Below are 21,999 nucleotides of genomic sequence, written 5' to 3' on the forward strand. Positions count from 1 at the left end.
TTTTTACTTAGCCCTTCTTTTGCCAACCCTTATAGTTGATGAAACAAATGAATATATTAAATATCAGGGCACCCCCGATGATATACTCCTTATAATACAGGCTAATACCACCTAATACGAGGCTCGCTATCCCACAAACGATAGAAAGCCCCATCATAAAACGGGTATTCTTGAATATATTAGACATAGACTATTTGTTTAAGAACTCACGAATGATCTTCAACGCGTCTTTTTGGGCAGTCTCCAGATCATCGTTTACGACAACCTTATCAAACTGTCCCGTGAACCCTAATTCATACTCAGCCTTGGCGATACGGCTTTCGATAACTTCCGGGCTGTCTGTTCCCCGTCCTTCCAATCGCTTCCGTAGGTCATCGATGCAAGGAGGTTGGATAAAGACAGACAGGGCACGGTCTCCATAGAATTTCTTGATATTGCATCCGCCTACCACATCCACATCGAAAATCACGTTATCCCCTTCGTTCAAGATACGCTCTACCTCGCTCTTTAACGTACCGTAATATTTATCGGTATACACCTCCTCATATTCCAAGAAGTCTCCATTAGCGATACGACTGCGGAACTCTTCCGGCGTAAGGAAATAATATTCCACACCATTCTTCTCGGTTCCCCGCGGAGCCCGGCTGGTAGCCGAGATGGAGAAACGAAGGTGTAAATCTTGTTTCAAAAGATAATTAATAATGGTTGATTTTCCGGAACCCGAGGGTGCGGAGAAGATAATTAATTTGCCAGCCATTCTCGTTAATCTTATTATAATACGTTTAGTACCTGTTCCTTGATTTGTTCCAACTCGTCTTTCATCTGGACCACGATCTTCTGCATCTCGGCGTGGTTGCTCTTTGATCCGAGCGTATTGATCTCACGCCCCATTTCCTGAGCGATAAAACCGAGCTTCTTGCCTTGGCCGTGACCGGATTCCATGGTTGAGATAAAATATTTCAAGTGGTTGTCCAAACGGTTCTTTTCCTCGTTGACATCCAGCTTCTCGATGTAATAGATCATTTCTTGTTCGAAACGATTCTTGTCATAGTCCTTCTCGGCTATCTTTTGCAGGTTATCCATGATACGAGCTTTGATTTTCTCGATACGTTCCCCCTCGTATTTCTCCACTTCTTTCAACAGAGTGGCGATATTGGCTATCTTTTGCTCAAAAAGCTTTTGAAGCATGGCTCCTTCTTGGATACGGAAATCACACAGGTGCTTGATAGCGTCCTTTACCGTTTCTAAAACCACCCCCCATTCGGATTCGTCCGGTTCTACGGTCTCGGACTTGATTGCGTCCGGCATCCGGAGCAAGGTCTGGAACCAATCGTTCGGAACGCTGATATTCAGTTTCTCTGCGATCTCCTTGATTTGGTTGTAATAATTCTCTACGGCGGCAAGATTGATCTGTGTAGGAGTATCTTTGCCTATATATTCTATAAAGATATTGAACTCAACTTTTCCCCGCTCCAAAGATTGAAGTAACAGGCTCCGAAGCTCCATTTCCTTATCCTTGTATATGGAAGGGATACGGGTGGACAAATCCAATTGCTTACTGTTTAAAGCCTTTATCTCTACGGTTACTTTTTTTGAAGGGAGCTCGGCAGTAACCTTACCGAACCCAGTCATTGATTGTATCATTTTTCTCAAAAGTTTGCGCAAAGATAGTGGTTTCCTTTTAGATTTGATGTTTATTTTCTCATAAATAGATGTTTCTCATAGGGCTGCCTTGATAGTATAATGAATTTTTGTATACCTTCGCAACCTAATCAGATTGAAGGATTGAGATTGTTTGTTCGTTCAATTATCAATTGTTAATAGTTAATTATTATGTCATTGATCTTAAATATCGAGACATCCACTTCCGTATGTTCAGTAGCCCTGTCGGAAGGGGAGGAGGTGGTCTTTGAGAAGGCTTCCTTTGAGGGGCCGTCTCATGCGGCGTTATTGGGCGTTTATATGGAAGAGGCATTAGAGGCCGCGAAGTCGAAAGGGATGAAACTGGATGCCGTGGCGGTAAGTAGCGGACCCGGATCTTATACGGGATTACGCATCGGGGTGTCTGTGGCTAAAGGATTATGCTTTGGGTATGGTATTCCTTTGATCGGTATTCATACGCTGGATATTTTAGCGTCTGCCGCTATCCGGAAAAATAAGGAGGAGGCCGATTGCTTGTATTGCGCTATGTTGGATGCCCGCCGTATGGAAGTCTACTCTTCGATTTATGATTCCCATCTCAACACGATACGTGCCACGACTGCTGATATCGTAGATGCTGATTCGTATGCTTCTTTTTTAGAGAACGGTAAGGTTTGTTTCTTTGGAGACGGTGCCGCTAAATGTGAGATGGTAATCACTTCTCCGAACGCCTGTTTTATGGCTGGTATCTATCCATTGGCTGTAAATATGGCATCCTTGTCGCAGAAAGCATATGATGATGGCCGTTTTGAGAATGTGGCTTATTTTGAGCCTTTCTATTTGAAAGAATTCCAAGCAACGATCGCTAAGAACAAAGTGCTGAACGAGGCGTTAGGGAAAAACAAATAAGAGTAAGGGTACACAACCAAATTCATGTTCCGGCTGTTTATTCTAAAATGAATAAATCAGTTAAAGACATGAGAAAGAAAAGTGTGAATACGCTATTGGTATTTGGTGTGGTTGTCGCTATAATCCTTTTGATGATCTGGTTGTTCCTCGGGACAACGTTGGTGGAGGATACGAGTACGGAGATTAGTCCGGTTCCTATAGAGCAAGCTAACTGAGAACAATAACATAAAAAGGCGGGATCCTTTCGGACCTCGCCTTTTTTAATATAGATAGTTGTTTTATTAACCAAGGAATCCTAGCAAGATACCGGCAGCTACAGCGGAACCGATTACACCTGCTACGTTCGGACCCATAGCATGCATCAACAAGTAGTTGGTCGGGTCATATTCCAAACCTACGACTTGAGAGATACGAGCTGAGTCTGGAACAGCAGATACACCAGCGTTACCGATAAGCGGGTTAATCTTGTTACCGTCTTTCAATATTAAATTGAACAATTTAACGAACAATACACCGGCACAAGTCGCGATCACGAAAGACAATGCTCCTAAACCGAAGATCTTGATAGAGTTCAATGTTAAGAATTGAGTAGCTTGGGTAGAAGCACCTACCGTGATACCCAATAAGATCGTGATTGTATCGATCAGCGGACCACGAGCAGTCTCTGCCAAACGACGAGTCACGCCACTTTCTTTCAATAAGTTTCCGAAGAATAGCATACCTAACAATGGTAAACCGGACGGAACCAAGAAGCAAGTAAGCAACAAACCAACGATCGGGAAGATAATTTTTTCCGTGGAAGAAACGGCTCTCGGCGGTTTCATACGGATCAAACGCTCTTTCTTAGTCGTAAGCAATCTCATGAACGGCGGTTGGATAATAGGAACCAACGCCATGTATGAGTAAGCGGATACCGCGATCGCACCCATTAAGTTTGGCGCTAACTTAGAAGAAAGGAAGATAGCCGTCGGACCGTCAGCACCACCGATAATACCGATAGCACCTGCTTGGTTCGGCTCAAATCCCATTTGAAGAGCAATCGTATAAGCACCAAAGATACCGAACTGAGCCGCTGCACCGATCAACATCAACTTAGGATTGGAGATCAATGCGGAGAAGTCGGTCATGGCCCCGATACCGAGGAAGATCAATGGCGGATACCATCCAGAGGTCACACCCTGATAGAGGATGTTCAGTACAGACCCTTGCTCATAAATACCTACCTGAAGACCTGCGTCCTTGAAAGGAATATTACCGATCAAGATACCAAATCCGATAGGGATCAAAAGCATCGGTTCAAACTCATATTTAATCGCCAGGAATATAAACAACAGACCTACCAGAATCATGATGAGATGTCCCGGAGTAGCGTTGTATACACCTGTATAGGTAAGGAACAGTTGTAAGTTCTCACCTAAGAATGTTAAAAAGCTCTCTTGCATAGTCTTATCCGATTACTACGAGATCAGCACCTTCTAGCACAGAGTCTCCCTTGTGTACTTTAATTTCTATAATCTTACCGTCACGGTCTGCGTTGATGTTGTTCTCCATCTTCATAGCCTCAAGGATAATCAATGTTTGACCTCTCTTCACTGTATCACCTACGTTGCACTTAACCTGCAAGATAACACCTGGTAGCGGAGTCTTAACAGCGCCTTGTGTAGTAGAGGCTGCCGGACGAGTAACTACAGGGTCGCCACTTGCTGTTGTCGGTGCTTGAGCCGGACGTTTCAATGTAACCATTTGTTTCTTCGCCGGTTTCTCTAATTTTACTTGATAAGGTGTACCATTTACTTCAACATCTGCGATGTCATCCACTACAGAATTGATGTGTACTTTATATACGTTACCGTTAATGGTATATTTAAAACTTTTCATTCTTTGTTCGTTTTTAGATAATTACTTATGTGGGGTTTGACGCAAACCGTAGAGTTTTGAACTCCAAGGAGAATAAGTCCTTTGTACCTTGTGGATCGTAAGAACCGTGTGCTCGATGTCATGATTGTCATCACTCATCTCGTACAAAGCGGTAGCGATAGCGGCGAAGATCTCACCAGACTCTTGTCCGGCGTCAACCGATACACTTGTTGTTCCCGCAGCTTTCTGAGCGTTACGTTTGCTTGCGGATATAGACAATCTACCGATCTGCTTAAAGATGATGTATAACAAAAATAATCCCAAGAACACTACAGCCATAGCGGTAATGGTCATACCGATACCTAAAGAGTCATTCTGTTTGAAATTATCGATTTTCTCATTAGAATCCAATGTTAGGTTATTCGTACTGGGAGTAACTTTCTTCAGCTGTGCCCATTCATCTTTACCATCGATCACTCTACCGTAACTGATATCAGCCATTTGTCCGGCAGGGATCGTAACTTCGTCGATCAATGTTTTACCATCTGCATCATACAGAGCTATATAATTCTCCTTAGAGGGATCTAATACGAAGTTAACGTGGAATGTACCTCTGTCCGGCTGTCCGTCAGCCCAAAATAGTGTGTGCTGGCGGGGTTGGATCTGAGTTAATACGTCTCCCTTCGGGATCGGATATTTCATGGGATTGTTTTTGTCGTCTGTCAAATAACATCCCGCGATATTTACCGTTCCGGCCGAAGTGTTGAACAACTCAATCCAGCCATGACGTTTGCCATAGTCATCAACGAAGTTATCCTCGTTGATAACCAATACTTCATTAATTCGCATGGAGGTTGCGCGCTGTGCCTTTGCCCCGAATGAAATGAGCAAAGCGAACAGTAGCAATACCCCTATTTTCTTATTTATCATATTCATCTCCTGTTTTACGGATTATAGAGGCAGGTTATCATGTTTCTTAGCAGGATTGCTTAACTTCTTAGTCTGCAATTGCTGCAAAGCACGAATAATACGGAAACGAGTGTTACGTGGTTCGATAACATCGTCGATATAACCGTATTGAGCTGCGTTATAAGGATTAGCGAATGCTTTCTTATATTCAGCTTCTTTCTCTGCTGCGCATGCTTTCGGATCTTCAGCGGCTGCTACTTCCTTGGCGAAGATAACCTCTACGGCACCGCTCGGGCCCATAACAGCGATCTCGGCTGTCGGCCATGCGTAATTCATATCACCACGTAAATGTTTAGAACTCATCACGCAATAAGCTCCACCGTAAGACTTACGCAATGTAACGGTAATCTTAGGAACGGTGGCCTCACCATAAGCGTAAAGCAATTTAGCGCCATGAAGGATTACACCGTTGTATTCCTGACCTGTACCCGGAAGGAATCCCGGAACGTCAACCAATGTTACCAAAGGAATATTGAAAGCGTCGCAGAAACGAACGAAGCGACCTGCTTTACGAGATGCGTTGCTATCCAAGCATCCTGCCATAACCTTCGGCTGGTTGGCTACGATACCGACAGATTGTCCGTTGAAACGAGCGAAACCTACGATGATATTCTTAGCGTAATCCGCATGAACCTCTAGAAACTCGTTGTTATCGACGATTGTACCGATAACCTCATACATATCGTAAGATTGGTTAGCGTTATCGGGAATGATATCATTCAATACATCGTCCAAACGATCGATCGGGTCTTTACACTCAACTAACGGCGTTTCCTCTAAGTTGTTCTGAGGTAAGAAGCTGAGCAATTTACGAATCAATTGCAAACCATCCTCTTCCGTATCAACAGCGAAATGGGCTACACCCGATTTTGTAGTGTGTACGCTGGCTCCACCCAACTGCTCTTGGGTTACATCCTCACCTGTTACGGTTTTTACGACTTTCGGACCAGTCAAGAACATATAGCTGGTACCACGTGTCATGATGTTGAAGTCTGTCAAAGCCGGAGAATAAACGGCTCCACCGGCGCAAGGGCCGAAGATACCGGAAATCTGAGGAACAACACCGGAAGCCAAGATGTTACGTTGGAAAATCTCTGCGTATCCTGCCAAGGCGTTTACACCTTCTTGGATACGAGCTCCACCAGAGTCGTTCAAACCGATAACGGGAGCGCCCATCTTCATGGCTTGATCCATTACTTTACAGATTTTCATAGCCAAAGCCTCAGACAAGGCTCCACCGAATACGGTGAAATCTTGAGCGAAGATATATACCAAACGTCCGTCGATCGTACCATAACCTGTTACGATACCATCGCCTAAATATTTAGTTTTCTCGATACCGAAGTTTGTACAACGGTGTTGAACAAACATGTCGAATTCCTCGAAACTACCTTCGTCAAGCAACATGGCGATACGCTCACGAGCGGTATATTTGCCTTTTTTGTGCTGTGATTCGATTCTTTTCTCTCCTCCACCCAAGCGAGCTTGCTCACGAAGTGCGATGAGCTCTTTTACTTTTTCAAGCTGGTTACTCATTGTATTTTGATTTGTTGTTAGAAATGAACGGATTAATTATTTGTTGCCCGGCATGCAAAGTTCTGTCAATACGCTGCAAGTTGATTTCGGGTGAAGGAAAGCGATGTTCAAGCCTTCCGCGCCACCACGAGGAGCTTTATCGATTAATTTAACGCCTTTTTCCTCAGCCTCGTTCAAAGCTGCCTGTACATCAGGTACCGCGAATGCGATATGGTGGATACCTTCACCTTTTTTCTCGATAAATTTCGCGATCGTGCTATCTTCGCTGGTCGGCTCTAGTAGTTCAATCTTAGTCTGTCCTACCTTGAAAAATGCGGTTTTTACTTTTTGGTCTGCTACTACTTCGATATTGTAGCATTTTAATCCAAGAACGCCTTCATAATAGGGTAAACAAGCCTCGATACTCTTCACTGCGATACCTAAATGTTCGATATGTGTAAGTTCCATGTCAATAATAATTTAAAGATTTAGTAAATGTTTGTTTCTATTGTGTGCAAATGTACACTACTTTTTATGAATGAGGAAATAATTTTTTGTTTTTATCTCCCAGTAAATGTGTTTAAAGATACATTTTATTAAAAATCGACAATCAGACGAACGTTCAATTGACGTCCGGTCAGATAGTTTGGAACTGCGTATTGGACATTATATACATCTGTTATCCAATAGTAGGAACTAACGTTTTTGATGTCTAATATGTTAAACACATCCAGACCTAGCCAAATGTTTTTCAAATGGCGGAAGAAGCCCCTGTCCATGATAGCGTCCGTGCCTCCTGCCAATTGATAGGAGAGGCCGATATCTACACGTTTGTAGGCGGGCGTACGGAAATAGCCGGCTTCGTATCCTTTGCCCGGGATTGTCTGGGGAAGTCCTCCGGATAGAACTCCTTTCAGATTTAGCTTGACTCGTTTATAGCCCGGGAAATAATCTTGGAAGAAGAGTGAGATGTTGTAGCCTTGGCTATTGGCCATAGGAACGGTCGTTGTTTCCCGGATGGTTTGCTGGGCTTTCATCAAGGAGAAGCTGATCCATGAGTCGGTACCCGGTACGAATTCTCCGAAGAATTTGACATCGAGTCCCATGGCGTAACCTTTGGCGCAGTTCTCACCGTAATAGCGGATCTTGACGTTATCTACGGTGTAGGGATTCAGATTGTCCAGCTTTTTATAGTACATCTCGGCGGTCACCTTGAAATTCCGGTCTACGGCACGGAACGTATAATCTCCTCCCAATATGAAATGGATGGAGCGTTGTGACTTTAGATCTTTGTTCAATACCGTGATATTATTGCCGTTCTTATCTTTGTCTACTTTACGTAATTCCTTGTAGAAGGGCGATTGATAATACAGTCCGGTGGCGAAACGGAGCGTCAAGTCTTGGTCGAAGTTCGGGATAAAGCCCAATGAGGCACGGGGACTGAAAAGGAACTCCTTATTATAAGTCCAATAACTACCTCTAACCCCTGCGACTAACGTGAACAGACCTTGCTTGGTCCTGAATTTGAATGCGTCTTGCGCATAAGCGGAAAAGCGTGTGCTTTCTATCTGATTATCAGAAAAGAGGTTCGAATATACACTTACGTTATTACCGGTTTGGGGCAAAGAATAACCTGAGGAATCCCTTTTTTCCCATTCACTGATCTTATCATTGATTTTCTCCATTTGTACCGTGGCTCCCCATTTCAACGTATTGTTTAAAAGGCGGGCCATCCCATAGTGCCCGACATTCATGACGGTGGAGTTCAAACGGTTTCGTGCGTGCTCGTGATAACGGCCTACGGACATGGCGGCTGACGCGTCGTCATTCGGATTTTCCGCTCCGTTCTCGCTCAGCCAATATTCTCCGGCGATATCGTATCCCTCTTCTTCCTTGCTTTTGAAAGCGGAGGCTTGAAGTCCCAACTCTGTGTTCTCATTGGGGTTGTGTTTCAATGTAAGCGCACCGAATAAGGTTTGGAAACGGTCTCTTTCCCTTCCGTCGAAATAGACTTTGAAGTTCTTGGGATGCTCGGCTGTACCGAAAGAGGTTTCCCGGCTATAAGGGGTGAATTTATAATTATTGTTAGCGAGGTTTCCCAAGAAATTGATTTCCCATTTAGGGGCCAATTGGTACGTGATGTAAGTTTGCAAATCGATAAATTTAGGGTCGTATTCTGCGTCTGTATCCATGGTACCCAAAATAGACCGACCGCTTTTAAAGCGGAAACCCGTTACTTGGGTAAATTTACCGATAGAACTGCCTACATAAGCATTCGCGCCCAACAAGCTCGCAGAAGCCGAGCCTTCGAATATCTTAGGTCTTTTATAGGTAATATCCAGCACAGAACTCATCTTGTCTCCGTAACGAGCCTCGAAGCCACCGGCGGCGAAATTGACCGCCTCCGTTAGGTCCGGATTGATAAAGCTAAGGCCCTCTTGTTGTCCCGAGCGAATCAGAAGTGGACGGAATACCTCGATCCCATTCACATAAACGATATTTTCATCATAACTACCTCCACGTACGGAATACTGGGAACTTAACTCGTTATTGGACGATACTCCGGCAAACGTAACGACCAAGCTCTCTATACTACCTCCGGAAGGATCGGGCAATAACTTGATTTTGTCCGCATTTAGGGACTCCATGGTCGTGGTCTGCTTGCGGATGGCAGTAACAGATACTTCCCCTAAATCAAATGAGGTATAGTTCATCTGTACGTTCAGGCGCATATCGGCTTGTGCTGAAGGAATGATACGTTCAGCTTTATTATATCCCAGACAAGAGTAAATAATGGAGATAGAATCCCCCGGCGATATGGAAAAGGAATAATATCCCTTCTCGTTGGTCATGGAGCCGATCAACGTGTTCTTAACCCGGACATTCACTAATTCCAGAGGGTTACCGTCGGCGTCACGGACATAACCAGTGATTTTTATGCGGCCTTCGCCAAAGGCACTCACGGAAATAAGTATAAATAGCAGCGCGGCTATCGCACGAATCTTCATAATCTATTGTTCAATTATAAAAATACTAACGAGAAAAAAGAACGATACGTATATATGGGTGCAAAAAATTATATTTATATTTGCGAATCTTAATATTAAAAGAGTACAAAGAACGAAAAAAATGGAGAGTTTTGCAACACTTATACAAAATAGAAGAAGTACACGTAAGTTTACCGAACAACTACTTTCACCCGAGCAGGTAGAACTGATCTTGAAGGCGGCGTTGATGGCTCCGGCCTCAAAACGTAGTAATCCTTGGCAGTTCGTGGTCGTGGAAGATAAGGAAATGTTGAAGAAACTTGCCGGGTGTAAGAAAAATGGTTCCGCTTTTCTGGAGGGTTGTGCCTTGGCCGTGGTTGTCTTGGCGAATGTGATGGAAAGCGATGTTTGGATCGAGGACGCTTCGGTCGCTTCTATTTATATGCAATTGCAAGCAGAGGATTTGGGATTGGGCAGTTGCTGGTGTCAGATCCGGAACCGGGTAACAGAGGACGAGGAGGATTCGAATAATTATGTTCGTTCGTTGCTGGATATCCCTTATCAATTGGATGTCTTGTCTATCATTGGTATCGGTTATAAGGATCAGGTTCGTAAGCCTTTTGATGAATCCCATTTACAATGGGAGAAGATACATATAGGAAAGTTCTCTCTTCCGGAAGAAAATAAAGAGACGGGAGAATGAGAGTCGTATTTGTTGGTGCCGGAAACTTAGCTACCCGGCTTTCGTTGGAAATGCGTAAGTCTGGAATGAGTATCGGGCAAGTATATAGTCACACAAGCGAGCATGCTAAGATTTTAGCTGATGAATTGGGATGTGGGTGGACCGTGATCCCGGAAGAGATTGTGGAAGATGCCGACTTGTATGTTTTCTCTTTGAAAGATGCCGTGCTCCAAGATGTTATCGCCCGTGTAAAACCGAATAACGGTTTGTGGGTGCATACGGCAGGGAGTATGCCTATCTCTGTATTTGAAGGTCTTACGGCTAGATATGGGGTGGTTTATCCGTTACAAACGTTTAGTAAGAGTAGGGAAGTGGATTTCAAGAAAATACCGTTCTTTTTAGAGGCGAACTCGTCTGAAGATGAGAAGGTGCTGGGCGAGGTGGCTAGGGCGCTCTCCAGTGATGTCCGTTTCCTCTCCTCCGAGAAGCGAAAGAACTTACATTTAGCGGCGGTTTTCGCTTGTAATTTTACGAATCATATGTATGCGCTAGCTGAAAAGATCTTGGAAGAACAGCAAATACCGGGAGAGGTCTTGCTACCTTTGATAGACGAGACAGCCGCTAAGGTACATGTAATGTCGCCGGTGCGAGCCCAAACGGGACCAGCTATACGATATGACGAGAATGTGATAAACAAACATATGGCTATGCTTAAAGATCCGGATATGCGAAATCTATATGAGCTGATTAGCCGAAGTATACATAAGGAGGCTCGACATGAGTAGTATAAACTATGATTTGAGAAAAATAAAGGCTTTTGTCTTTGATGTAGACGGGGTGCTATCCTGCGATGTGATTCCGCTTCACCCGAATGGCGATCCGATGCGTACTGTCAATATCAAGGATGGCTATGCCTTGCAATTGGCCGTGAAGAAAGGTTATGAGGTCGCTATAATTACGGGCGGATATACGGAAGCCGTACAGATTCGCTTTTCTCGTTTAGGAATACAACATATTTATATGCGTAGCGCTGTAAAGGTGCATGACTTTAAGGATTTCATGGAAAAAACGGGCTTGTCTCCTGAGCACATCATGTATGCGGGTGATGATATTCCTGATTATGAGGTAATGACGCGAGTCGGATTGCCGGTGGCGCCTGCGGATGCGGCTCCGGAGATCAAGGAGATAGCGAAATATATATCCTCCCGGCGAGGTGGCGAAGGCGTAGCTAGGGACGTGATCGAGCAAACGATGCGGGCTCAAGGACACTGGTTCGGCGAGGAGGCTTTTGGGTGGTAAAATTTTGGTGAATGTGTAACGCTTAATCGAATAGGTTATGTTAGAGAATTTAAAAAAGTACAAGATCGTCTTAGCCTCTAATTCTCCGAGACGACGGAATTTGTTATCTGGTCTGGATATCGACTTCGAGGTGAGGGTAATTTCGGATATTGACGAGTCTTATCCGGATTCTATTGACTCCATGGAGATCCCTTTATATATTGCCCGTTCGAAAGCGGAGGCCTATAAACCGACTATGGCGGATGATGAATTGCTAATCACGGCAGATACGATCGTTTGGACGTTTGACGGGGTTATGGGAAAGCCTGCGAATCGAGAGGAAGCTTATGCTATGCTTCATGCTTTGTCGGATCATGTACATCAGGTAATAACCGGTGTTTGTATCATGACGAAGGACAAAAATGTAGGCTTTTCCGTCGAATCTGCGGTTTGTTTCGCTAAATTGGGTGATGAAGAGATTAATTATTATTTGGATAAATATAAACCTTATGATAAAGCGGGAGGGTATGGCATTCAGGAGTGGATCGGTTATATCGGGGTAGAGGCTATCAATGGTAGTTTTTATAACGTGATGGGATTACCTGTGCAAAAGCTTTATCAGGAATTGAAACATTTTTAATCTCAATTCAAGGTAAAGTATTTATCCTTCATATAATATTCTATCTGATTTAATGTGTGCGCTAAGGCTGGGGGAATCGGTAAGACGACCGGTTTCTCCACATTCCATTCCGGGTCATTTATGATCATGTCGGATAGACTGCCCGCATGTATTAAGATAAGGCGGGTAGGGGCTGAGGCTATAACCTTATGATTGGTGTTTTGCGCAAGTAGCATGAAATGATCTTTTGCCACTTCCGCTATATGTGTCCCTTCTTGGCTGTAAATAATAAGTTTTCCCGAAAATACGAAGATTAATAGGTTATCCGTGGTTGTGGAATTAAACAGGGAATCTCCGGCTCTCAGTATTTTGCATTCAAGTTGATTTAGATAACGCTTCATGTAGGAACTTAAGGATTTTCGAGGATAGCCAATGTTTTTCTGTTAGGAAGGTATTCCAACATACCTTTTGAGTAGGTGACTTTCTGTTGTCCGTTGTTGTCCGCATAAATAATGAAATACTCTATTTGGGGGATGGATTGTGCCAGTAGCTTCGCTTTCTCGACTCCCAAAACCATGAAAGTCGTAGCGTAAGCGTCTGCTGTCATACAATCTTCCGCCACGATTGTCGCACTAAGAATATTTTGTCCAGCGGGATAACCGGTCGCTGGATTGATCGTATGGGCATATTTCTTACCATCCTTGATGTAGAAGTTTCGGTAGTCACCAGAAGTAGCCACCCCCCCTTTTTGGCATAATTGTACGATCTCTTCAACATCATTTGTTACGCCACTTGTCCCTATTTCCGGCTTGTTGATGCCGACTCGCCAACAGTCACCTTGTTGATTTACGCCTTTCATGGTGACCTCACCACCTATTTCTACCATGTAGTTCTTTACGCCTTCTTTTTCCAGCAGGCGGGCGATAACATCGCAAGCATAACCTTTTGCGATGGACGAACAATTCAATAGAATCCGGGGATCTTCTTTGATGATTTTCTTTCCTTCCAATCTTACTTTTTGATAACCGACGAAAGCCTTGATGCTATCGATCATCTGCGGGGTTACGCTGTCCATCTTACTGAATCCGAATCCCCATAGATTAATTAATGGAGCGCAAGTAATATCAAAAGCTCCTCCTGATTTTTTTGAGATTTCTTCCGCCTTAATGAATACTTCGGTAAACCATTCATCTACCTCCACATCCTCGTTATTATTGACTTTAGCGATCGTGGAGTTGGGGTTGAAAGGATTTAAGGAGAGGTTAAAACGTTGCAGCTCGCTGTCGATCTTATCGGTTAGGATTTGCTTGGCCTTGTATTTGATGTGGTAACTTGTATGAAAAACAGAACCACTCTCTTCGAAATATTGGCCCTTGTCCGAGCAAGCCGTAAGCGATAAGATCAACAGGCTGACTAATATGGAAATATTCTTGCGCATCATTATGAAATTTTATGTCGCGAACTTACATAAAAAATTCCATATATGCCCCTTTCATGGGGGAGACGCTATTGTGTGTATAAATATCAAGGATTCCTTTTTTATATTGTGACTCTGGTTTTATCCAATGTGCACGCCTTTCGGATAGGATCTTTTCTATTTCTTCCGCGCTTCTCTCGATACCGCCGGTACCGATTATATCCAATCTTCTCGCTGGAATATCGATACGGATCAAGTCATCGTTCTCTACCAAGGCGATCGGTCCCCCCTCGGAAGCCTCCGGGGATACATGTCCGATCGCCGGGCCTCGGGTCGCTCCGGAGAAACGACCGTCGGTGATCAATGCGATGGTCTCTACCAACTCAGGATCGGAGGCGATCGCTTCTGTCGTATAAAACATTTCTGGCATTCCACTTCCTTTCGGTCCTTCATAACGGATAAATACCGCTTCTCCCGGGTGGATTTTCTTTTGTAATACCGCCTCAATAGCGTTCTCCTCACAATCGAATACCCTCGCTTTCAGGGTGACTTGCATCAAGCGGGGTGAAATCGCCGAATGTTTTACGACTGCCCCTTCGGGCGCTAAATTTCCTTTCAATATAGCGATGGCTCCTTGTGCCTTGATCGGTGTGTGAAGAGGTTTGATAATATCGCCAACCTTTACTCCTAGGGCAGGAAGATATTTATGGCAATTCTCATAGAAGCCGTTGAGCTGTAAATCTTTTAAGTTTTCTCCCAATGTTCTGCCGGTAACGGTCTTGACATCGAGATGGAGGAATTCCTTGATTTCTTTCATGATCGCCGGTACGCCTCCCGCATACCAGAAATATTCGCCGGGCCAAAAACCGCTGGGACGTATATTTAAAAGGTAGGGGATCTTACGATGTATCTTGTCGAACAAATCCGGTGATAACTGGATTCCCAGTTCATGGGCGATAGCTGGAAGATGAAGCAGGCTGTTGCTGGAACCCGCTATGGCGGCATGTACCATGATCGCATTTTCAAACGCTTGTATCGTCATGATATCGGAGGGTTTTAACTCTTCTCTCGCCAGTCCGAGCGCATGTTCTCCGGCTTTACGGGCGGTTTCTTTTAACTCGGGTAAATGGGCGGGGATCAAGGCGGAACCCGGTAAAGCGATGCCTAGCGCTTCTGCCATTACTTGCATCGTAGAGGCAGTGCCCATGAAAGAGCAAGCTCCACAATCCGGACATGCGTCACGCTTATAAACCATGAATTGTTCTTCCGTTATTTCTTTTCGCTCGTACTGGGCGCTATAGGTACCGATTTGTTCTAACGTGAGTAGGTTGGGACCGGCTTTCATTATACCACCAGGCATGAATATAGCAGGCATATCTAGCCGGGCTATCGCCATCAAATGCGCAGGGACGGATTTGTCGCAACTGGCTATAAAGACACCAGCGTCGAAAGGAGTCGCTTTTACATGAATCTCCATCATGGCGGCCATGATATCACGGGAGACTAATGAGTAGTTCATACCATCGTGTCCCTGCGCCTCTCCATCACAAATATCAGTGACGAAGTAGTTTGCGGCACGTCCCCCCTTTTCCTTTATACCGATTCCGGCCTCGTCCATCAATTTATCCAGATGGGCGCTTCCCGGATGGCTATGTCCGTAACTGCTTTCTACAATGATTTGCGGTTTACTCAATTCGTCGATTTTCCAACCGCTGCCTAGCCGGAGTGAATCCAGCTCCGGCGCTAGTTTTCGTAATTGCTGGCTTTTCATGTCTATTAATTAATGTATAAGGTTATTTATTCAATAAGGTATCCCTAGCTAAAGAATACATGCTCTATCAAAATCTTTGTACCGATACCGATTAAGATTAAACCTCCGATGAGGTCCAGCTTCAAGTCGATTCTCTTGCCGAATCGGTTACCGAAATAGACGCCGAAGGCAGAGATAGCGAAGGTGACAACACCGATAGTCGAGGCTTGCAGCAAGAGCGGTGATTTTAAGATCGCCAGAGAGATTCCTACGGCGAGGGCATCGATACTTGTCGCTATTCCCAATCCGCATAATGTCCGGTTACATAGAGGATCGAATTTCCCGTCTTCCTCCTCTTCCTTCGTGCTATCGTATATCATTTTTCCACCTAAGTAAAGCAAGAGGGTAAATGCGATCCAATGATCGAAGGCGCAAATGTATTTTTCGAATCCTAATCCCATCGTATAACCAATCACGGTCATTCCGGCTTGGAATATACCGAGCACGCTCGCTATCTTAATAATATTACCGGCGGTGCAGTTGTTCTTAAGAACTGCGCCGCCGGTAACTGATACTGCTAGGCTATCCATGGATAAGCCGATCGCTAGTAGCAGAACTTCAATGTATAACATACTAGAATGATTCCCGTTTAATAATTTCTTCTATGGGCTTACGTTTCTTTGGAGTCTCATCGAATAATGCCGGGTCGGAAGGATAGCCGAACGGTATCAGTACAACAGGCTCGATCGTTTCCGGAATTTTAAAATGTTTACGGCAAAGCTCCGTGTCGAAATTGCAAACCCAACAAGTACCCAATCCTTGTTCGGCAGCGGCTAAACAAATGTGTTCCGTGGCGATAGCCGTATCGATATCCATATGATCCTTATGATCGCTCCGTTTCCAAGATTGCTGATGATCTCCGCAAACGATCAAGTAATAAGGCGCTTGCTTGAACCATTCCCGGGGATAGCATTCTTGTAATTTAGCTTTTCCTTCCGCACTTTGAACCCATACAAAATACCAAGGTTGATAATTTACCGCCGAAGGGGCCAAACGAGCTGCTTCTAGGATATAATCAATCTTTTCTTGCTCTACGTTTTTGGGGGCATACTTTCGGATAGAGCAACGTTTTCTCGCTAATTCTAGGAAACTCATATCTCATCCTCTATTTTATAGTTATTGCGATTCGGAGAATTGCGGGAAATCAACTCCCCGATAAAGCCCGCTAGGAACATCTGGGTTCCCAGAATCATCGCTGTCAATGAAATATAGAAATAAGGGGAACTTGTAACCAAAGGTCTTAGATCTCCAGAGTACATCGAGATCAATTTCATGCTGAGTACGATTACTAGAGCGATAAAACCAATGAAGAACATAGCGCTTCCCCATAAACCGAAGAAGTGCATCGGTTTCTTTCCGAATTTGGAAGTAAACCAAAGCGTGATCAAATCAAGATAACCGTTCACGAAGCGATCCAACCCGAATTTAGTAGTTCCGTACTTGCGGGCTTGATGTTTCACTACTTTCTCGCCAATCTTGTGAAATCCGGCAATCTTAGCTAAATAAGGTATGTAACGGTGCATATCGTTATACACCTCTATATTTTTAATGACAACATTCTTATACGCTTTCAATCCGCAATTGAAATCGTGTAAGTTCTTTATTCCCGAGAATTTACGAGCTGTCGCGTTGAATAATTTCGTGGGGATCGTCTTAGACAACGGGTCATATCTTTTCTTTTTCCAACCGGATACCAGATCGTACCCGTCTTCGGTGATCATCCGGTAAAGTTCGGGTATCTCATCCGGGCTGTCCTGTAGATCGGCGTCCATGGTAATGACTACGTCACCTTTAGCCCGCTGGAATCCGCAGTGCAATCCCGGCGACTTGCCGTAGTTGCGACGGAACTTGATTCCCCGGATATGTGGAGAACGTTGTTTCAACTCCTCGATCACTTCCCAAGAATTATCCGTACTACCGTCATTCACGAAAATGACTTCGTAGGTATAATTATGTTCTTTCATCACCCGCTCTATCCACGAGAATAACTCGGGTAAAGACTCGGCTTCGTTATACAACGGGATAACAACTGATATGTCCATTATTTGTCTGTAATTAACTTTTTAGCGGTTTTCAGTGATGGAACCAGTCGAATTGTTCCTGCACAAGAGAGCCGCTACCGGTATAGAAAGTATGATGCCGTAAAATACGTTATTAAATATTCCTTGTATGGCCATATGGATTGGCGAGATGCGAATATTGCTGAGCGAGTCGAGCATATCCGAGCTAACTTGGCTATCTTTTAATGCAGTCGTTAATTGTCCGATCGCATTTGCCACGAAATCAGGTGGGGCGATGAACTGATAAAAGACAAAGTATTCAAGCGAGACGATCAATGCGGCGAAAAAATACAACATCGTGCCGAATCTCCATGCATGAAAGAAACTGATCCTTCCACCGATGTCGTGCCGATATCTTTTCGTCATGTAGTAGGCGATGAAAGGGACGGCGAGCGTCAATAGCCAATAGACAAGACTCAAGGAGGGGACGGAAACGCTGAAGATGAAAAAGATGTATTTCACTACCCAATATATGCCCATGGCCAAACCATAAGTCATAGCGCCTTTTAAAAGTAAATTCTTATTCTCTTCCATGATGTTGCTGTTTTGAATTCTTATCAGCAAAGTTAATATATTAATGCAAATGCGCAACTATATTATGTCTAAAATAGAAAAAAGGAAGCCTACGTATAAGCTTCCTTTTAAGTTGTGTTTTATCTGAGCCTCTTGTCGGATTCGAACCAACGACCCCGAGATTACAAATCACGTGCTCTGGCCAACTGAGCTAAAGAGGCAGGTGGGTAAGCTTACTACATCGCGCCGCTACAACCAAGTACCCTTGCTGCGGTCAAGCCCTGGGGGATTCCGAGGGAGCATGCCGTGTAGGACTTACCCGGGTGCAAAAGTAGATATTATTTTTTACTTTGCAAGCGTTTTCTTACTCTTGGGATGATAATTGTTTATAAAGAATTGAAAACCTTATGCTTTTGGTAGTGTTAAAGAATGTTTTATGTGTTGTGGCCGATGGTTTATCAAAGAATGTTGATTTTTTCATTGTGAGGAAAAACATTTTCATCATGAAGAAAAAGTATTTTCACCGTGAAGAAAAAGTATTTTCATCACGATGAAAAAACAGTTTACTTGGAAGAGGTTCCGCTTTCCAATATGCTGACGATGGAGAACAACGTAAAGCAGATCGCTCCCAGTCCGGCCAATACCCGTGCGGGAATGGCATAATAACTATGCTCGGCCGCCGTCTCGAAAAGGAAAGCGGAGAGGAAAAGGCAGAATAAAGCCGTGAATATAGGAATCAATGGAATCCGGTTGGCAAGCTTGAATTCTTCCCTCCATATTTTAGACAGCAAGATCACCTTGCTGGAGATACTATAGCAAACTAATCCAAGGCCGATCATGATATATCCGGTTGAGGCATTAGCCGGGTCGCTATCTCCTAATACGAAGAGACCCCATATCAGACTGATAGATCCCATCAGGATGACAAAACGGTGCCATAGCCTTTTTTCCAATCGGGAATATGTGTTTCTTATTTGTCGGGCGATCGTGGCGACTAAAGCGATTAAGCTGCTGCAAATACATGCTAGTCCGGCCATCACGTGCCCGGCGACAAAGTATTGGGAATGCTCGTCGCTATGCGCTAGCAACCGGTAAGCCCAAATCCATGCGACTATGGATATAAATGATGCTACAAGGATCAAGAATACCCCCTGCCAAAAGTTGAACGCTTTGTCAGGTATTCTGGGATCGTCGCTTTTGGCGTTCATTTGTATTAAGGTGAATCGGGTAGAGGCGGTAGCCGTTGTCGCTACGCATGCGGTTATAAGGCCCACCCCGCAAATGACATGGCCCGCGACAAAGTCTGCTGGCGCCGGTGAGGACATGAGTAAGATAAAGCCCGCCAGAAAAGTGATGGTTGCCGAGAGATATCCAAGGATAGGCAAAGCGAATCTGGCTACATTATTATATGTGTGGATAATTTGACGAATAATGGTCGCTGCCGTAGCGAACAAAGCTATACAAATAAAGCCAAGAGAGAATACGACAGGTCCGGCGACGAATCTGCTGGAGTCCACTCCATAGTTAAAGACAAAAAATCCATAACCGAAACAAAAGAGGGCCATTAGCAATGGAATCGCCCTGAATAAGACACTAATCCCGTAATTCATAACTTGTTTTTTATTTAGATTTTTCTTCAAACAGAGATGCGATCCTTTTTGTTCAAGAAGAATTTTAGAGGTTATGCGATGTTTTTGCGTGTTATTTCATCATTTTTGTTTTTCTTTGCGGAAAATATCAGAGAAGTGAATCTTATTATAGAACAAGGTAACACGTCATCAAAGGTCGCTGTGTATAAAAATGGGCATATAGAGGCTTCTTTTGTATACAAGCAATTCGGTGTATCTGTGGTCGCTGCTCTTTTTGAGAAGTACGCTTTTACGCAAGGCATTTTATCGACGGTGATAGATACGGACGATGAGTTGATCGCTTATCTAAAAAATAAGCTTCAGCGTTTTGTCTTTCTGGATGAACATGTAGCTTTACCGATCAAGGTGGAATATGGGACGCCGAAAACGCTAGGCAAGGACCGTTTGGCCGCTGTCGTGGGGGCGAATTATTTGCGGCCGGGAAAAAATCTGCTGGTTATCGATGCCGGTACCGCTATCACGTATGAGGTGATAGAAGCGCCGGGTATCTTTCTGGGGGGGAATATCTCTCCGGGGATGACAACCCGTTTTCGAGCGTTGAACCATTTTACGAAGAAACTGCCTTTGGTAACGGAAGAGGATGATATACCGCTTATCGGGAGAAGTACGGAAACGGCTATCCAAGCGGGTGTGGTGAATGGGATTGTTTACGAGATGGACGGATATATTGACGAGCTGAAAGTAAAATATCCGGATCTTTTGGTTTTTTTAACAGGCGGTCATTCGTTTTATTTTGAAAGACGGCTAAAAAACTCCATCTTTGCAGACATTAATTTAGTGTTGACAGGATTAAACAGAATCTTAGAGTATAATGTTGAAAATTAATAAGGTAGTAATAATAAGTTTTCTTATCTTTACACAATTGCCATTGTGGGCTCAAAATAACACGAACTCGCCTTATACGCGATTTGGATATGGAGAGTTGGCGGATCGATCTTTTGGTGCCGGAAGGGCGATGGGTGGAGTCGGTTATGGATTAAGGTCCTCTAAACAGATAAATCCATTAAATCCAGCATCTTATAGTTGCATGGATTCGTTGACATTCCTTTTTGATTTTGGTGCGTCCGGTCAGGTGTCTTGGTTCTATGACGGTACGAACAAGCAACGACAGATGAATGGAAACGTGGAGTATATCGCCATGCAATTTCCGATCACCCGGCGTTTAGCGATGAGTATCGGTTTATTACCTTATTCATATGTAGGATATGATTTCGGCGAGAGCCGTACCGAGGGCGGTTTAAGTTGGGGAGAAAGCTTTAGTGGCGAAGGTGGCTTAAGCGATGCCTATTTAGGGCTCTCCTATGATATTTGGAAGAAGCGTCTTTCCATTGGTGTGAACGCCGGATTTTTATTTGGAAATATAACACATTCCCGCAACTTGATTTTCCCGAGCTCGACAGGGGCGGACGATGTGTATAGAAACCAACGTTATGAGATTCGTGATTTAAAGTTAGATTTTGGTATTCAATATACGCATCCTTTGAGTAAGACGGAGCATGTCACGGTAGGTTTCGTTTACTCTCCCGGAAAAAAGTTGAATACGACTGTGTATGATACTCAGCTTGTCGGTTCTTCGGCTACATCCGGATATACAAGGAACGATACAATTAAGAATTATCGGTTTGATATGCCGAACTCTTACGGAGCGGGTATCTCCTATGTGAAAGAGAATCGGTTGACATTAGCCGCAGACTTCTTATATGAGGACTGGGCGAACGCTTATTTTGATAACGAGAAAGGTCAATTCAAGAATCGTACACGTGTAGCGGCTGGTGCCGAATTTATTCCTCGTTATGATAATCGTAATTATCTGGGACGTATCAGATACCGTGCCGGTTTTCATTATAGCAATTCGTACTTAAGAGTCAGTCGCTCCGAGGAGAATGGTTATAAAGGACATGGTTATAATGAATATGGGGCGAGTGTCGGTTTTGGGCTTCCATTGATCGATAACCGTTCATTAGTGAACCTGTCATTTGAATACGTGAAGATCCGTCCGGAATTACGTACAATGATTGATGAGCAGTATTTCCGGTTTACGGTGAACTATACATTTAACGAATTATGGTTTTTTAAACGAAAAGTGGATTAAA

25 protein-coding genes and 1 tRNA gene are annotated in these 21,999 nt (G+C 44.0%); 8 read left to right on the forward strand and 18 right to left on the reverse strand.

Annotation, left to right across the window (positions count from 1 at the left end):
• Positions 1–7 precede the first annotated feature (7 nt).
• From HMPREF0999_RS17635 to HMPREF0999_RS17645, 3 genes are read right to left on the reverse strand one after another with little or no spacing between them, the layout of a single operon-like run.
• The gene (locus HMPREF0999_RS17635; protein WP_005861506.1) at positions 8–187 is read right to left on the reverse strand and encodes a hypothetical protein; all 180 of its coding nucleotides are present in this window, start codon (positions 185–187) and stop codon (positions 8–10) included.
• Positions 188–190: 3 nt separating this feature from the next.
• Positions 191–757: a guanylate kinase gene (gene gmk, locus HMPREF0999_RS17640; RefSeq protein WP_005861508.1), complete on the reverse strand. Its 567-nt coding sequence runs from the start codon at positions 755–757 to the stop codon at positions 191–193.
• 14 nt (positions 758–771) lie between these two features.
• Positions 772–1,644 carry a YicC/YloC family endoribonuclease gene (locus HMPREF0999_RS17645; RefSeq protein WP_009018783.1) on the reverse strand — a complete coding sequence of 291 codons (873 nt, stop codon included), beginning with the start codon at positions 1,642–1,644 and terminating at the stop codon, positions 772–774.
• A gap of 189 nt (positions 1,645–1,833) precedes the next feature.
• On the opposite strand from HMPREF0999_RS17645, the gene tsaB reads away from it, so the two are divergent.
• Together tsaB and HMPREF0999_RS22770 are read left to right on the forward strand one after the other, a co-directional pair.
• On the forward strand, positions 1,834–2,550 hold the full coding sequence (tsaB, locus tag HMPREF0999_RS17650) for a tRNA (adenosine(37)-N6)-threonylcarbamoyltransferase complex dimerization subunit type 1 TsaB (RefSeq protein ID WP_009276530.1): 717 nt from the start codon (positions 1,834–1,836) through the stop codon (positions 2,548–2,550).
• 68 nt (positions 2,551–2,618) lie between these two features.
• Positions 2,619–2,765, forward strand: coding sequence for a hypothetical protein (locus HMPREF0999_RS22770; RefSeq protein WP_005861514.1), 147 nt, complete (start codon positions 2,619–2,621; stop codon positions 2,763–2,765).
• Between the two features lie 66 nt (positions 2,766–2,831).
• Here the strand turns inward: HMPREF0999_RS22770 and HMPREF0999_RS17655 are convergent, their stop codons facing one another.
• The 6 genes from HMPREF0999_RS17655 to HMPREF0999_RS17680 all read right to left on the reverse strand — a co-directional run bounded on the left by HMPREF0999_RS17655 (position 2,832) and on the right by HMPREF0999_RS17680 (position 9,899).
• Positions 2,832–3,992, reverse strand: coding sequence for a sodium ion-translocating decarboxylase subunit beta (locus tag HMPREF0999_RS17655; RefSeq protein WP_005861516.1), 1,161 nt, complete (start codon positions 3,990–3,992; stop codon positions 2,832–2,834).
• A gap of 4 nt (positions 3,993–3,996) precedes the next feature.
• Positions 3,997–4,428 (reverse strand): biotin/lipoyl-containing protein, encoded by a 432-nt coding sequence (locus tag HMPREF0999_RS17660; protein ID WP_005865787.1) that lies wholly within the window; start codon positions 4,426–4,428, stop codon positions 3,997–3,999.
• Positions 4,429–4,449: 21 nt separating this feature from the next.
• Positions 4,450–5,337, reverse strand: coding sequence for an OadG family transporter subunit (locus tag HMPREF0999_RS17665; protein WP_009276531.1), 888 nt, complete (start codon positions 5,335–5,337; stop codon positions 4,450–4,452).
• A gap of 21 nt (positions 5,338–5,358) precedes the next feature.
• Positions 5,359–6,912 carry an acyl-CoA carboxylase subunit beta gene (locus HMPREF0999_RS17670; RefSeq protein ID WP_005861522.1) on the reverse strand — a complete coding sequence of 518 codons (1,554 nt, stop codon included), beginning with the start codon at positions 6,910–6,912 and terminating at the stop codon, positions 5,359–5,361.
• A 36-nt stretch (positions 6,913–6,948) separates the two neighbouring features.
• Positions 6,949–7,359 (reverse strand): methylmalonyl-CoA epimerase, encoded by a 411-nt coding sequence (gene mce / locus HMPREF0999_RS17675; RefSeq protein ID WP_005861524.1) that lies wholly within the window; start codon positions 7,357–7,359, stop codon positions 6,949–6,951.
• A gap of 128 nt (positions 7,360–7,487) precedes the next feature.
• Positions 7,488–9,899: a TonB-dependent receptor gene (locus HMPREF0999_RS17680; RefSeq protein WP_009276532.1), complete on the reverse strand. Its 2,412-nt coding sequence runs from the start codon at positions 9,897–9,899 to the stop codon at positions 7,488–7,490.
• A gap of 121 nt (positions 9,900–10,020) precedes the next feature.
• Here HMPREF0999_RS17680 and HMPREF0999_RS17685 point away from each other — a divergent pair, with 121 nt between their 5' ends.
• The 4 genes from HMPREF0999_RS17685 to HMPREF0999_RS17700 are packed head-to-tail and all read left to right on the forward strand — an operon-like array spanning position 10,021 to position 12,478.
• The gene (locus HMPREF0999_RS17685; RefSeq protein WP_009276533.1) at positions 10,021–10,581 is read left to right on the forward strand and encodes a nitroreductase family protein; all 561 of its coding nucleotides are present in this window, start codon (positions 10,021–10,023) and stop codon (positions 10,579–10,581) included.
• Positions 10,578–11,345, forward strand: a complete 768-nt coding sequence (locus HMPREF0999_RS17690) for a Rossmann-like and DUF2520 domain-containing protein (protein ID WP_009276534.1) — start codon at positions 10,578–10,580, stop codon at positions 11,343–11,345. The genes HMPREF0999_RS17685 and HMPREF0999_RS17690 overlap by 4 nt, the downstream gene beginning before the upstream one ends.
• A complete protein-coding gene (locus HMPREF0999_RS17695) occupies positions 11,338–11,859 on the forward strand; it encodes a KdsC family phosphatase (RefSeq protein WP_005861532.1) in 522 nt (173 codons plus the stop codon). The genes HMPREF0999_RS17690 and HMPREF0999_RS17695 overlap by 8 nt, the downstream gene beginning before the upstream one ends.
• 37 nt (positions 11,860–11,896) lie before the next feature.
• Positions 11,897–12,478, forward strand: coding sequence for a Maf-like protein (locus HMPREF0999_RS17700; protein WP_005861534.1), 582 nt, complete (start codon positions 11,897–11,899; stop codon positions 12,476–12,478).
• Positions 12,479–12,480: 2 nt separating this feature from the next.
• Here HMPREF0999_RS17700 and HMPREF0999_RS17705 read toward each other — a convergent pair whose 3' ends face one another.
• From HMPREF0999_RS17705 to HMPREF0999_RS17745, 9 genes are all read right to left on the reverse strand, one after another.
• Positions 12,481–12,858, reverse strand: a complete 378-nt coding sequence (locus HMPREF0999_RS17705) for a hypothetical protein (RefSeq protein WP_005861536.1) — start codon at positions 12,856–12,858, stop codon at positions 12,481–12,483.
• 8 nt (positions 12,859–12,866) lie between these two features.
• On the reverse strand, positions 12,867–13,898 hold the full coding sequence (locus HMPREF0999_RS17710) for an FAD:protein FMN transferase (RefSeq protein ID WP_008780771.1): 1,032 nt from the start codon (positions 13,896–13,898) through the stop codon (positions 12,867–12,869).
• Positions 13,899–13,920: 22 nt separating this feature from the next.
• On the reverse strand, positions 13,921–15,645 hold the full coding sequence (gene ilvD, locus HMPREF0999_RS17715) for a dihydroxy-acid dehydratase (protein ID WP_009276536.1): 1,725 nt from the start codon (positions 15,643–15,645) through the stop codon (positions 13,921–13,923).
• 44 nt (positions 15,646–15,689) lie between these two features.
• On the reverse strand, positions 15,690–16,256 hold the full coding sequence (locus tag HMPREF0999_RS17720; protein ID WP_008774127.1) for a manganese efflux pump MntP family protein: 567 nt from the start codon (positions 16,254–16,256) through the stop codon (positions 15,690–15,692).
• Between the two features lies 1 nt (position 16,257).
• Positions 16,258–16,779 carry a nitroreductase family protein gene (locus tag HMPREF0999_RS17725; RefSeq protein ID WP_009276537.1) on the reverse strand — a complete coding sequence of 174 codons (522 nt, stop codon included), beginning with the start codon at positions 16,777–16,779 and terminating at the stop codon, positions 16,258–16,260.
• A complete protein-coding gene (locus HMPREF0999_RS17730) occupies positions 16,776–17,726 on the reverse strand; it encodes a glycosyltransferase family 2 protein (RefSeq protein WP_005865808.1) in 951 nt (316 codons plus the stop codon). The genes HMPREF0999_RS17725 and HMPREF0999_RS17730 overlap by 4 nt, the downstream gene beginning before the upstream one ends.
• A 21-nt stretch (positions 17,727–17,747) precedes the next feature.
• Positions 17,748–18,278 carry a DUF4199 domain-containing protein gene (locus HMPREF0999_RS17735; RefSeq protein WP_008774125.1) on the reverse strand — a complete coding sequence of 177 codons (531 nt, stop codon included), beginning with the start codon at positions 18,276–18,278 and terminating at the stop codon, positions 17,748–17,750.
• A gap of 126 nt (positions 18,279–18,404) precedes the next feature.
• Positions 18,405–18,478, reverse strand: a tRNA-Thr gene (locus HMPREF0999_RS17740).
• A 342-nt stretch (positions 18,479–18,820) separates the two neighbouring features.
• Complete coding sequence (locus HMPREF0999_RS17745; RefSeq protein ID WP_009276539.1) at positions 18,821–19,867, reverse strand: DUF2776 domain-containing protein; 1,047 nt, start codon at positions 19,865–19,867, stop codon at positions 18,821–18,823.
• A gap of 36 nt (positions 19,868–19,903) precedes the next feature.
• On the opposite strand from HMPREF0999_RS17745, the gene HMPREF0999_RS17750 reads away from it, so the two are divergent.
• Together HMPREF0999_RS17750 and HMPREF0999_RS17755 are read left to right on the forward strand one after the other, a co-directional pair.
• Positions 19,904–20,731, forward strand: a complete 828-nt coding sequence (locus tag HMPREF0999_RS17750; protein ID WP_005865812.1) for a type III pantothenate kinase — start codon at positions 19,904–19,906, stop codon at positions 20,729–20,731.
• Positions 20,718–21,998, forward strand: a complete 1,281-nt coding sequence (locus HMPREF0999_RS17755) for a membrane protein (protein WP_005865814.1) — start codon at positions 20,718–20,720, stop codon at positions 21,996–21,998. Before HMPREF0999_RS17750 ends, HMPREF0999_RS17755 begins: the two co-directional genes overlap by 14 nt.
• Position 21,999: the final 1 nt, after the last annotated feature.

Origin of the sequence: Parabacteroides sp. D25, assembly GCF_000307475.1 — a bacterium.
In the GTDB taxonomy this organism is placed as follows: domain Bacteria; phylum Bacteroidota; class Bacteroidia; order Bacteroidales; family Tannerellaceae; genus Parabacteroides; species Parabacteroides distasonis.